This window comes from Nostoc sp. TCL240-02 (genome assembly GCF_013343235.1).
GTDB lineage: Bacteria > Cyanobacteriota > Cyanobacteriia > Cyanobacteriales > Nostocaceae > Nostoc.
The window spans coordinates 5,368,932-5,381,970 of record NZ_CP040094.1 but is presented as its reverse complement, the minus strand read 5'-3'; the positions used below and the strand labels follow the sequence as shown (position 1 = coordinate 5,381,970).

Genomic DNA, 13,039 nt, shown 5'->3' with positions numbered 1-13,039 from the left:
AAATTCAGGGTTACACGTAAATGTATAATTTGTTTCAGTTTTATCTTAGTACAAAGCATTATGGGGTTTCTACTTACCTTAAGCTTAGTAATTTCTATTACAAGCTTATCCATTTACTTAGTACTGACCTCAAAAAGTCGATTTTTGCTCAAATCTATGGTGACAAAAATAAAGCGCCAAGAGTGGAGATTCAAATATGGCAAGCTTAACTACCTGAGATCAAGATTTTTAAAGACTATAACAATTGCTGTCATTATTATGGCAGCAATAATAGCTGGAAATACTGTCTCGGCACAGGTTACGCCATCGCCTCTACCTTCGCTCAAAAGCATATCGGTTCCGGAGCCGGACAATCTTGGAGACTTCGTAAAAGACAAAGTAGCTGCCATAAAGTTAGGAAAAACTCTTTTTTGGGATATGCAGGTTGGGAGCGACGGCGTAACTGCCTGTGCTAGTTGTCACTTCCATGCTGGGGCCGACAATAGATCCAAAAATCAGATTGCTCCTGGACTTTTACGGATTAACCCTGATGGTACGGAGAATCCAGATGCAGTTTTTAATGTTGGTGGTCTACCAAACTACCAACTCAAACCAGAAGATTTTCCTTTCCACAGTAACGATGTGAGTTCTTCTCAGGGGATTTTCAATAGTAAGTTTGTTGATGTCACACCTGGTAATGCACAAGACCAAGTAACAAACGAGCCAGATCCAGTGTTTAACGTGGGAGGCGTTAATGTGCGCCGCGTCGAGCCGCGTAATACTCCAACCGTGATTAATTCAGCATTCAACTTCCGCAACTTTTGGGACGGAAGGGCACAAAATATCTTTAATGGGGTGAATCCCTTTGGTTTAAGAGATCCTAATGCTGCGATCGCCAAAGCAGAAAACCCAAATAAACTAGAATTTGTCAAAGTCAGTCTGAAGAATGCATCTTTGGCATCCCAAGCGGTTGGCCCGCCGCTCAGTTCCTTTGAGTCGTCTGCTGATGGTCGAACTTTTCAAGAGATTGGTGATAAGTTCGGGCGAATTGACAAAAGATCCCTCAGCGCTGGTAAAGGTAAAAAGCTTCCTCGAAAACTTGCGAAAAAGTTATTACCTCTAAGACCCCTAGGTAAGCAGGTAGTACATCCACAAGACAGCGTGTTAGGTGCAGATAGTAGATCGCCCAAACCTGGACTCAAAGATAAAACTTATGGGCAGCTAATTCAAGATGCTTTCAAGCCGGAGTGGTGGAAGTCTAATCGACTCATCCAAGTTGATGCTGAAGGTAGAAGGACTTTTGTCAAAAAGCCTGATCGCTCCTTGGAGACTAATGAGTACACATTAATGGAGTACAACTTCTCGCTATTCTTTGGGCTGGCAGTTCAGTTGTACGAGTCTACGCTCATTGCCAATGATACGCCCTTCGATCGCTTCTTAGAAGGAAACACTAATGCCCTAACTTCTGAGCAGCAACTAGGTAAACAATTGTTTGAGGGCAAAGCTTTCTGTATTGCTTGTCACGTTGGATCGGAATTGACAGCTGCTTCAGCAAGCAATGTGGCTAAAGAAGGACGAATCAAACGTGCGCCCTTCCCTCCAAACTCCCCTGAAGACACTGGCTTTTTCAATATCGGTGTCAGACCTACTACAGACGACCCTAGTTTGGGTGGTAATGACGCTTTCGGTAATCCGCTTTCAGAAGCACGATTGGCTCAGTTAGGGAAATTTCAGCTTCTCCTTGGCGAAAACCCTCCTACCTTCAATCCACCGTTGAATTCTACTGAACCTGTGTTCGCAGACGGAACTTTCAAAGCACCTGGACTTCGCAATGTGGAACTCACTGCTCCTTACTTCCACAATGGAGGTAACGCAACCTTAGAGCAAGTGATTGATTTTTACAATCGGGGTGGTGACTTAGGGCTTCTTCCCCCACTGGGTCTTTCACCGGAAGAAAAACAGCAATTGGTCGCCTTTTTAAAAGGTCTGACTGATGAGCGAGTTCGGTATGAGAAAGCGCCTTTTGACCACCCGCAACTGTTCGTCCCTAATGGACATCCATCAGGTAGCTCTACATCCGTTATCAATGACGGTACTGGCAAAGCTACAGATAGTCTATTAGAAATTCCTGCTGTTGGTAAGAATGGTGGTAGTGGTACACCAAATTTCTTGAGCTAACTAGCCATTTTCTATTACCTTAATCAAAGAAAAATCATAAACCTTTATTTTTAATAGGTTTTGATCAATCTAAGTTTAGTTGGATTAAGGAACGAAACTCAACACCAAAAACTACTTTTAACAAGGGGTTTAAGACAAGGAGCTTAAGCCCCTTGTCTGTTTAAGTAAGTCAGGTGAAGGAGATGAGGAAGATGAGGAGATGAATTAATAACCAATGCCCAATGCCCAATGCCCAATGCCCCATTCCCAATTCCCAATTCTTTAAAAGAAATCAGCCATCCAAGGCGAAGCACCTGCAAATATTTGCGTAGCTGCTAAAATAGCCGTTTCTGTACCATTCAGTTTTCCCGCTATTTGCAAATGGTAGGGAGTAAACAAGCTTGTATATAATGGTGCTAATTCCCGGATATCTAGCTGCAATTCACCCTTTCCACCTTTTGTGACTTCTCCACGTCCATTGGCGACATAAAGAATAAATTTACCATTATTTTCAGTTAGCAAATTATCTTGAATTTCTAAGTGCAATTCGGTTTGGATTCCCGGTGGATAACCACGCAATTCCAGCGCCTTGATGACATCTATTATCCGCAGCAACCAACGACTCGTAGTCTTAATCTTGGCAGTTTGCTCTGGTAACAACAATGTTAGAGAATCAATTGCAGAACTCTTCCATCGCACCTGTTGAATTTGAGAGCGATGACTTGCTAGAAAAGACCAAAAAGTTTGTGCAGCAGCAACTGTACTCAGTACCCAATCTTTCACGATGAGGATTCTACCATTCTCTGTTCGCTCTTGAGTAAAGATGATATAGCCTTGGGGTTGGTCTTTAGTACCAATCAAATAGGTATAGACTATTTCCTTGTCATTTGGTTGAATTATTCGTTCCCAAATTGCTGGATGTCGGTCTAAATATCCATGCGTTTGTCTCGCCTGCTGCTGATATAGCTCATGAAAGACTTCATGATTGATGCTTGCTACTAATTCCAAAGGTAGGGATTGCTCCCGTACTTGGATACTCTGGGTAGCAACTTCCCAAATACACCAGCTACCGCCCTGCTCATAACCTACTTTTCGGTACAAGCCTTGAATTTCTGGATAAAGAGCGGAGGTTGCTATACCTCTATCGTAAAGTTCTTTGAGAGTGTGTTGCATAAGAGCGATCGCAGCCCCCGAACCCCGATATTCTGGAGCAATGCCTACTACGGCAATTCCTGTCATTGGTACACGTTGACCACCCCACCACTGACCCATGTCGAGAGTTGCTAATCCACCAGCTACTTGCTCTAATCTCCGAATAATACGGAAATTTTCTACGCCAATCATGTTGATGTAAGCTTCCTCACCACCAAGGGCGCTGATGAAACACTGTTCAAGGATATGTTCCAACTGCTGGATATCCTGTGGATGGGCGAGAGTGCTGTATTCAAATTGAGCCATCATCTCTTATACCACTAGTATTACAAAACCAGAGCTATACTACAACGGATGTTTTTTAAGTGCTTCATCAACTTAGTACACAAAGGAAAGATTAATGCAGTTTATATTTGCAGATATGGGATACTTGGTAAAGTTACTTAATCTTCATGTTTATTTACATAATAAAGCTGTACAACTTTCACAAGCTTTGTAAGTCTCAAATTTCAAGTTCAAATTTACAATATTCAAGTAAAAAGCCTCAATGTTGACCTTCTGAGGCTCAATGTTGACCTTCTGAGGCTCGATGTTGACCTTCTGAGGCTCAATGTTGACCTTCTGAGGCTCAATGTTGACCTTCTGAGGCTCAATGTTGACCTTCTGAGGCTCAATGTTGACTTTCTGAGGCTCGACGTTAACATTTAAATTTCAATTATAGGGACTTGCAGAAAATAAATTATCCTAAATTATTTGCATATTTTTAGGGGTGCAAGGCCTTGCGCCCCTACAATGGGATATTTTTTTAACTGGAAGTCCCATAATTACTTATTTATAACTTAATCAAATGCTCATGAATGTTGTAATCAATTTATTGCTTTTTTTGTTGCCAATTCTGAGTAGCTTTTGGATTGCCCAAACTTTCAACCCTTTATCTTCTTATCAGCCTCTCCATGCTATAGACGGAGCGGCTTTATATAAAAAAGAATTAACCAATGGTAATGAAGTCTATTTACAAGTTATCGATCTCCGCAAAATGCACATAGATCAAATTATCGGCGAAGTAGATAATATGGGTATAAATGAGGGTAAATATTATCAGGGAGAAGGTGAATATTACAGTCCTTTTTTCAAAAGAAAGTTGTTTTCTGAAGTTGCAGATGAATATAAGCAACTTTATAAAAATAACCTTTTTTCAATAATTAATTGTTCTTTTTTTGAGCAATACGAATCTAGTACTCAATTATCTTTTCCAATTAAATTAAATGGTGTAGTCATCAGTGGTGGCAATAGCCCTTATGGGCCCATCAAAGAACCAAAAGATAAATACTATAGTAATATTCGCCTCAAAGCTCTAGTCTGGGATAATAAGCAGGCATCCATTACCGATTACAACCAGGTTAGCGGCGCACCTCTCAACCAAAAAGCAGTGAAGAATGCGATTGTCACTTACCGATACAGCGATCATCCAGCAAAAGTCTTAGCCCAAAACCAAGCAAATAAGTATCAAATCATCGGTACTCTAGACAAAGATGGTGTTAAGGGTGACGAGTTATTGTTGATTATGACGGTGAAGAAAGCAACTCTGGATGAGGCAGCCGATTTATTACGTAAATTAGGAGTCAAAGGCGACATCATTACTGTTGATGGTGGTAGATCGACTTATTTGTTCAATTCTCAGAACGGAAATATTATTGTTCCCCAACTGTCTAATCCGCAAGAAAATCCTGCTTTCCGAAACCTCCCTCATTATTTGGGATTCCGTAAGAAAATCAAAAATCAGGTTGCACGAAAAATCTCGATCGATCAGCCGGCTTCTAAAGTGCTTCCCAAGAAGGATCAGCCCTATTTAATATTGTGGCGGGATAATTTTGATGGCGATGTCTCGATTAAGCTGTACGATAAAGACAAACTTATCCAAAACATCTCTTCCCGTACCGCTAGCGATGGTGTTTATGAGTGGATACCACGTATTTCTGTAAAAGAGGGCTATTCTATTCGTATTTCTAGCTGGAACAACCGGAATATTTTCGGGCAGTTGCAATTTTAATCAAGATAAATGCTGTTTCTAGCGGTGCGGAATGGGAAATTGCAATGGGTAACGAGCTAAACGCAAACCTCTTAACAAGTTTGGCGGTATGGCAGCGATCGCAATTGTTATCGTTTCTCACAGTAAACAACTAGCTTTAGGTGTGCGGGAACTTGCCGCGCAAATGGTTCAAGGTCAAGTTTCTATCGCTGTCGCAGCAGGGATTGAAGATCCTGAAAATCCATTGGGTACAGATCCGATTCAGGTTTATGAAGCGATCGCTTCTGTTTTCTCTGATGATGGTGTCTTGGTATTAATGGATTTAGGTAGTGCTTTGCTAAGTGCAGAAATGGCGATCGAATTTTTGCCAGAAGCACAGCAGCAAAAGGTGTATTTGTGTGAAGCACCTCTAGTAGAAGGTGCGATCGCTGCTGTTGTTGCGGCGGCGGCTGGTAGAGATATTCACCAAGTTATGGCGGAAGCACGCGGCGCACTCCTCGCCAAAGCAACTCAATTAAATGTAAATCCGTTGTCAGTTGTCAGTGACAACATCGAAGCAAAAAATCCCGAATCACCAACTAAAGAAATCCGGTTAATTGTCAGCAATCGCTTAGGATTACACGCTCGTCCCGCAGCCCAGTTTGTGGGAACTGTCGCCCGGTTTCAATCTCAAATTCTAGTGCAGAATTTAACGAGGAACACTGGGCTAGTTCGGGGTGACAGTATTAACCAAGTCACAACTTTGGGAGTGCGTCAAGGACACGAACTAGTAATTACTGCCACCGGTTTTGATGCAGATGAAGCGCTGGAGGCATTACAGGCGTTATTCGCCAATAATTTTGGTGAAGATAATGTTGCCTTGAATTCTCCGCCGACATTTCATCATGAAATTACCCTGGCAACTCACGGCGAACTTTTGGGAATTGCTGCTTCTGGGGGAATTGCGATCGCACCTGTTGTTCATTATCAACCCACTCACATCACGATTACTGAATATCACGTAGATGATCCTGAGTCAGAGTGGCAAAGAATACAAACAGCAATTCACACCGCCAAACAGGAAATTCAAGCAGTTTTTTCACAAGCATCTCTGCAAATTGGTGACACTGAAGCCGCTATATTTGATGCCCAATTACTGTTTTTAGAAGATCCAGTATTATTAGAAGCGGCTTATGGGCGTATTTCAGACCACCATATAAATGCTGAGGCAGCTTGGCAAGCCGTAGTAGATGAAGTGGCGACTTCTTACCGAACACTTGAAGATTCTTATCTACAAGAGCGAGTTGACGATGTTGTAGATGTCGGGCAAAGGGTGCTGCGATTATTAGCTGGAAATCTCCCTGCTAACTTACATCTTGATGAACCGGCGATTTTAGTGGCGACTGATTTAACCCCCTCAGATACCGCTAGATTAGATCCAACAAAAGTGTTGGGTATTTGTACAACTTTTGGTAGCGCCACCTCCCACAGTGCTATTATTGCCCGGACATTGGGTATTCCCGCAGTTTTGGGAGTGGATGCCCAAGTGTTGCATTTGGCAGATGGTACACTCATGGCACTTGATGGTGAAAGTGGCAAAGCTTGGGTAGAACCAGAGTCACATATCCTAGAATTATTAGCAGCAAAACAGTCAGCTTGGCAAACTGCCCAGCAGGAAGCACGAACTACAGCACACCAGCCAGCAATTACTCTTGATGGTCGGCAAGTTAGCGTTTTTGCCAATATTGGTAGTATAAATGATGTGCAAGTTGCTGTGGCTAGCGGTGCAGAAGGGGTAGGACTACTTCGCACAGAGTTTCTTTATTTAGATCGGATAAGCGCTCCCACAGAAGAAGAACAACTTGAAGTATATCAAGCGATCGCCCAAATTTTAGATAATCGTCCCCTAATTATTCGTACCTTAGATATCGGTGGTGATAAGCCACTTCCTTATCTAAGAGTAGGGTTTCCAGAACCTAATCCTTTCTTAGGCTGGCGAGGAATTCGTTTCTGTTTAGATCGTCCAGAACTCTTTAAAACTCAGTTACGGGCAATTTTGAGAGCTAGTATAGGACACCAAATTAAGATTATGTTGCCAATGATTGCCACTTTAGGCGAGATACGTGCAGCTAAAGTAATTTTGGGTGAAGTGCAGACTGAATTAAATCAAGCTGGTATTCCCTTCGATGCGGCGATAAAAGTAGGGATTATGGTGGAGGTTCCTTCAGCAGTTGCGATCGCAGATCAATTAGCAGCTGAAGTAGACTTCTTTAGTATAGGGACTAACGACCTGAGTCAATATGTTATGGCTAGCGATCGCACTAATCCCCGCGTGGCAAACTTAGTTGATGCACTACATCCAGCCGTGCTGCGAATGGTGCAGCAAACTATCCAAGCTGCCCATGCTGCCGGGATTTCGGTAGGATTATGTGGAGAATTGGCAGCAGATACTTTAGCAACACCAATTTTATTAGGTTTAGGGCTGGATGAATTGAGCGTGAATCCTCAAAGTATACCTGGAGTCAAACAAGCGATCGCTCAGTTGAGTATAGTTGAGAGTGAAGCGATCGTGGCATCAGCATTACAACAAGATTCCGCAGTTGATGTCAGAAAACTAATCTCAACTTCAGTTACTCCCCCTGCGTAAATTCAGTATCTTGAGCAAATATCTTCTCGATATCCCGCGCTCCATGCAAGGCTCACATAATTTGAATGCCTCCTTCAAATGAACGGTAAAAAATGACATAATTCCCAGAGGGAAAGCTTCTGATACCTTCCCCTAACTCAGGGCGATTACGGCCAATTCCAGGCATAGCAGCAAGTTTCCGAAACAATTCGGTAAAGCGGTTAAGCAATTGTCCTACTATTGCTAGGTCATTTGCAGCAATGTATTCATAGATGTTATCGAGGTCGCTAACTGCTAACGGTGTAAAAGTATAATTACTCATTATCAAGTCTCGTTAGTCAAAGCAGCCTGATAACGAGTCTGGAGCCGTGCCATCACTTCTTCTCCACTTAATAGTTCACCCCTATCAGCTTGGTCAATACCCTTTTGAATTTCCTGTTGCAAGTTTTCTAGCTTCAGTTGATTTAGTTCCTCTTCAAGTTGCTGCAATCGATTCAGCGTCTGCTGGAAACTACGGGCATCTTGAACCACCACTGCCGCTTCCCCATTCACCGTTAAAACCAGTGGAGCTTTCGTTTCCTTAATTTGCTCAACATAGTTGCTGGCATTGCGCCGGAAGTCTGTTAACGAGTGAATATTTTCAATGTTAACCATATTAGCACCGAATTAAGTACCTGATTCGATACTATTTTCTTTTATCTTATGCGTCAACAAAAAAACTGATTGATGCTTTTCTCAGCACTCTTAAAATCTGATTCCCAGTTGCCCGTTAAAGCCACGAATAGAATTGTAACCAGCACCAACAAAAACGTTATCACTAGCACCTACCTGAACGCCACCTGAAACCGCAACACCTTTATCTTCAGAATAAAGTCCAACTCCTACATAGGGTGAAATTACAGGTAAACTGATAAACTTCAAAACATCTACTCCCGTAGCACCATCAGGGCCAACTCCTAGCTCAACCCCGAAATTCAAAGCTCTAGCGCCTACAGCATAGGTTACATCACCATCTTTTCCACCGACTGAAACCCAAGGTTGCGGTATAAGTTGAGCCGATGCTTGACTTGGGGCAAATAAAGTCAACAAACCGATAGATGTAATTAATGTTTTAGTAATAATAGCTATTTTCACGTTGTTTGCCTACACTAACTGTTCCATTTTAATTGTTTTATCAAAACAAACCCTAGTGTTAACTAGGGTTTGTCTATGATGACTAATCGTGACGGATTGAACCTCTTATGAGTGCCCGATGAGTTCAAGGATTATTTTATTAATGTAATATTAATGACAGGACTATGCAGCCGTAATTGTTAATTGTCAGGTATATTTGCTGATTACTTTATCAAAAACACCTAATTACTTTCTTAAAATACTTAATTACTTTCTCAAAATACTGAAATGCTTTCACAAAAGCTCATTTGACTTATTCAAAAGCTTGTTTGACTTATTCATTTTGGTGTTTTCCGCAAGCAAAAGCTCATTTGACTTACTTAAAAGCTTGTTTGACTTACTCATTTTGGTGTTTTCCGCAAGCAAAAGCTTGTTTGACTTACTCATTTTGGTGTTTTCCGCAAGCAAAAGCTGATTTGACTTACTCATTTTGATGTTTTCCGCAAGCAAAAGCTTATTTGACTTACTCAAAAGTAGACACATCTTGCAGCAAACTAGGAATTTCCCCTTGAGAGAAAGGAAACTCCAGCAAAGTTTCTCTAAGACCTAAATAACCAGATTCAGCAAAAGACAAAAGCATTCGTGAAAGTGCTAGCCAAACTTCTGGTTCATATTCCCAATCACGATAACGCGAAGCTTTACCAGCAATTGAACGTAACGCCCAAAAATAAGAGTTTCTCACCACCGAACCACCCTTCTTAAACTCTGGTAAATCTTCGTGATGGATAAAAAGTATTTGATTTTCAATTTTTGCTCTCATCGAAATTTTGGATTTTAGATTTTAGATTAAAAGTAAATTGTAAATAGGAAGAGTTACGGCTTTAGCCTAACGCACCATATTGTATAGCCGTGCGTCGTCTTTAAAAACTTCTCTTTTCTCTGCGTTCTCTGCACCTCTGTGGTTCAATAAATAACTTTTAAACCGCAGAGTCACAGAGAACACAGAGAGGAAAGTAGACACCTAAAAATTGGCGCTTAAACCTACACGAAAAGTAAATCCAGGGCTATAAATGCGATTAACTCGCTCATATTGCTCACCCAGTAGATTTTCTAAGTAAAATGTCAATCCTAAATTGCTAGTTAAAGGTACACGTCCGCTCAAATCTAAATTTACAAAAGACGGTGCAAAATCTGTAGCCTTGTCAGTAGAGTTAGCAAAAATTGATCTACGAGCGCCACTATTGTAGGTAACATACAAGTTAGCTTGCCATCCTGATTTTTCATAACCTAAGCCAGTTTGAAGTACAGAGTAGGGAATCAAGCCTAATTGTAAACCTCTCTCTGAACCTGTTTTTATTTGAGCATCTGTATAAGTGTAGTTGAGGAAAGTTGACCAGCCACCCGCAATTCTTAATTGCAACGCTGCTTCTAAACCATTGGTATCAACTAATCCAATGTTTTCCCATCTTCCGGCGGTAACTCCCAAGCGATCGCCTATACTACTACCAAAGTAAGTAAACTGTCCAATTAGATTTTGAGAAAAATTAACATCTACTCCAGCACTCCAAGTAGAACCAGTTTCTGGTCTTAAATCAGGGTTAGGTTCCCAACCATGAACTGTATCATAAAAATACAACTGATCTAACCCAGGATTGCGTTGCGCTCCTGCCCAACTTCCACGTACTGCTACTAATGGTGTGACGGCATAACGTAACCCAACACTAGGATTAAGATAATTTCCAAACTGGCTATCAAAAGTTTGCCTTAACCCTAAATCTATCAGAAAGTTATCGTTAATATTCCAAGTATTGACAGCAAATAAAGCTGTATTAAACAAACTCCTATCTTCAGTTCCGTTATTAGCAATCCTACTAGGATTTGTACTCAAAACATCACCGATTAAATCGGTGTTTTTCAAATCTAAACCCCAGCGCAATTTATTATTGGAAGTAATTTTCCACTCATGATCTACTCTGGCTGTAAGTTGTTGCGTATCTAAAGTTCCTGTGCGGTAAAATGCTCCTGTAGGGCCATAAGTGCTGAAATAATCTTGGTTATAACCAATTGAGGTTGTCAGATTAGAGCTTTCCCCATTACCTAGTCGAGTTTTCCAAGATAAGCCAACATTTAAACCATCGTGGTCTAATCTATCTCTTTGGAGAGGGAAGCCAAAATAAATTAAACCGCGACGACTGCTGAGTGCAGTAACATCTAAATTCAATGAATTTTTCTTATCTAAATCTAGCCCAATGCTCCCAAAGTAGGTACTTGTAGCTGTATCTGCATTGAATAAAAATCCTTGTTCATCACGATTTGCAGCACCTACAGGCACGCGATAACGGTTATCTGTAAAAAATCTTTCAAAGCTAAAGTTGTATTTGACATTATTGGATGAACCACCATAAGTTACTTGTTGGTTATTTAAACTCAATGAGCCAAATTCTGCACTAGCGCTCAATTGAGGTTTACCATAACCTTCCTTGGTGATGATATTCACAACTCCCCCAAAAGCTGAGGAACCATACAAAGCGGAAGCTGTACCGCTATATAATTCCACTCGCTCAATTGCTTCTACAGGAATGCTATTTAAGTCAGTTCCACCATGATAAGTGTTGACATTATTGTTAATTGGTCTACCATTAATCAAAAATACAGATTGATTAATTGAAGCTCCCCGGTAGTATGTACCTGTATGAGTATCTGCACCATGACCGACATCATTGATTGCAAAACCAGGCATTCTTTTCAAGATATCGGCTAAACTTGTAGCACCCTGCTTTTGAATTTCTTCTTTATCAATTACGTAAGTTGGTGTAGATTGAGGTAGGTTGTCTGGTTCTGCGATCGCTTCTATAGAAATGTCTGCATCATCTGTATAATCTGGCTGAGTTTCTGGATTCACTTCACTCGGTGCAGATTGTTGAGTTAATAATTCGGCATTAGTGGCGGGTAGCTCAACTTCACTCAAACTCTGAATATCGGAAATGACTTCGGTTGATTTATCAGTATTTCTCTGCTCAATTTCACTCTCAGCAGCAAAGCTAGGAAATGCTATCAGTAAACCCGGTAAAGCAACTGTTAGCAACAAAAAATCTTTTTTCACGTTCTCTTTCACACCAAGTAAAAATAGTCACCACGTATTATTTTTGCTGTAAAAGTAAAATCGTGTCAAAAGACACGCTGTCATATTTCCACAGATTTAGATTCCCTACTTTCCTAAAAAATTGGGAATATTGTTGTTAAAAGATGAGTCAGTATTGCTATATAATTTACTATTACGTAATAATTAATGAATTACGTTAGCATTAAGAAAACTGGACGCTTTATAAACAGAATAAAAAGCAATAATTTATGATTCAAGCCTTACGTAAACTAGTTACATTCGATGATTTCATTACTAAATATCCTGACAACACAGGAAAACGTTATGAATTGCATGATGGAGTAATTGTAGAGATGCCGCAACCTACAGGCGATCATGAACAGATTATAGTATTTTTACTCCAGAAATTTCTTCTAGAATATAGTCGCATCAGCCTACCCTATGGCACCCAAAAACAGTACTAGTAAAGCCCCTTGAAAGTGAATCGGCTTACTCACCAGATGTGCTGATATTAAATCTCCCTAATTTGGTAAACGAACCTCTGTGGAAAAAAGAATCTACTGTCAGTCAAGCGGAATCAATACCCTTAGTAGTTGAGGTAGTGAGTAGCAATTGGCGTGATGATTATTTAAAAAAAGCTGCTGACTATGAGGCTGTAGGCATCCCAGAATACTGGATTGTAGATTATGCGGCTTTAGGCGGTAGGCGATTTATTGGCAACCCCAAACAACCAACTGTCTCGCTTTACACTTTAATTGAGGGAGAATCTCAAGTCAGCCAGTTTCGAGGTAGCGATGCCTGCGGCAACCCCTCCGGGGAACGCATTATCTCACCTCTTTTTCCAGAGTTAAACTTAACCGTAGAACAGATTTTTCAAGCTGGTGGATATCCTGTATAGTCT

10 protein-coding genes and 1 pseudogene are annotated in these 13,039 nt (G+C 40.9%); 4 read left to right on the top strand and 7 right to left on the bottom strand.

Annotated features, from left to right (window positions below; all coding sequences use genetic code 11):
- The first annotated feature begins 258 nt into the window (after positions 1 to 258).
- A complete protein-coding gene (locus tag FBB35_RS23045) occupies positions 259 to 2,157 on the top strand; it encodes a cytochrome-c peroxidase (RefSeq protein ID WP_254625675.1) in 1,899 nt (632 codons plus the stop codon).
- A 261-nt stretch (positions 2,158 to 2,418) separates the two neighbouring features.
- Here FBB35_RS23045 and FBB35_RS23040 read toward each other — a convergent pair whose 3' ends face one another.
- Positions 2,419 to 3,597: an enhanced intracellular survival protein Eis gene (locus FBB35_RS23040; protein ID WP_174711572.1), complete on the bottom strand. Its 1,179-nt coding sequence runs from the start codon at positions 3,595 to 3,597 to the stop codon at positions 2,419 to 2,421.
- 544 nt (positions 3,598 to 4,141) lie between these two features.
- Between FBB35_RS23040 and FBB35_RS23035 the strand changes: the two genes are divergently transcribed.
- Together FBB35_RS23035 and ptsP are read left to right on the top strand one after the other, a co-directional pair.
- Positions 4,142 to 5,338: a phosphodiester glycosidase family protein gene (locus FBB35_RS23035; RefSeq protein ID WP_174711571.1), complete on the top strand. Its 1,197-nt coding sequence runs from the start codon at positions 4,142 to 4,144 to the stop codon at positions 5,336 to 5,338.
- Positions 5,339 to 5,426: 88 nt separating this feature from the next.
- Positions 5,427 to 7,943: a phosphoenolpyruvate--protein phosphotransferase gene (ptsP, locus tag FBB35_RS23030; protein WP_174711570.1), complete on the top strand. Its 2,517-nt coding sequence runs from the start codon at positions 5,427 to 5,429 to the stop codon at positions 7,941 to 7,943.
- 52 nt (positions 7,944 to 7,995) lie between these two features.
- On the opposite strand, the gene FBB35_RS23025 is transcribed toward ptsP, so the two are convergent.
- The 6 genes from FBB35_RS23025 to FBB35_RS23000 form a co-directional block, all read right to left on the bottom strand.
- Positions 7,996 to 8,244, bottom strand: a complete 249-nt coding sequence (locus tag FBB35_RS23025; RefSeq protein ID WP_174711569.1) for a type II toxin-antitoxin system RelE/ParE family toxin — start codon at positions 8,242 to 8,244, stop codon at positions 7,996 to 7,998.
- Between the two features lie 2 nt (positions 8,245 to 8,246).
- On the bottom strand, positions 8,247 to 8,576 hold the full coding sequence (locus tag FBB35_RS23020; RefSeq protein ID WP_174711568.1) for a type II toxin-antitoxin system Phd/YefM family antitoxin: 330 nt from the start codon (positions 8,574 to 8,576) through the stop codon (positions 8,247 to 8,249).
- Between the two features lie 90 nt (positions 8,577 to 8,666).
- Positions 8,667 to 9,056, bottom strand: coding sequence for a hypothetical protein (locus FBB35_RS23015; protein WP_174711567.1), 390 nt, complete (start codon positions 9,054 to 9,056; stop codon positions 8,667 to 8,669).
- Positions 9,057 to 9,329: 273 nt separating this feature from the next.
- Positions 9,330 to 9,524 carry a hypothetical protein gene (locus FBB35_RS23010; RefSeq protein WP_174711566.1) on the bottom strand — a complete coding sequence of 65 codons (195 nt, stop codon included), beginning with the start codon at positions 9,522 to 9,524 and terminating at the stop codon, positions 9,330 to 9,332.
- 34 nt (positions 9,525 to 9,558) lie between these two features.
- Positions 9,559 to 9,855 (bottom strand): hypothetical protein, encoded by a 297-nt coding sequence (locus FBB35_RS23005; protein WP_174711565.1) that lies wholly within the window; start codon positions 9,853 to 9,855, stop codon positions 9,559 to 9,561.
- Positions 9,856 to 10,056: 201 nt separating this feature from the next.
- Positions 10,057 to 12,138 carry a TonB-dependent siderophore receptor gene (locus FBB35_RS23000; RefSeq protein ID WP_174711564.1) on the bottom strand — a complete coding sequence of 694 codons (2,082 nt, stop codon included), beginning with the start codon at positions 12,136 to 12,138 and terminating at the stop codon, positions 10,057 to 10,059.
- A gap of 248 nt (positions 12,139 to 12,386) precedes the next feature.
- Here FBB35_RS23000 and FBB35_RS22995 point away from each other — a divergent pair.
- A pseudogene (locus FBB35_RS22995) lies at positions 12,387 to 13,036 on the top strand (Uma2 family endonuclease).
- Positions 13,037 to 13,039 lie beyond the last annotated feature (3 nt).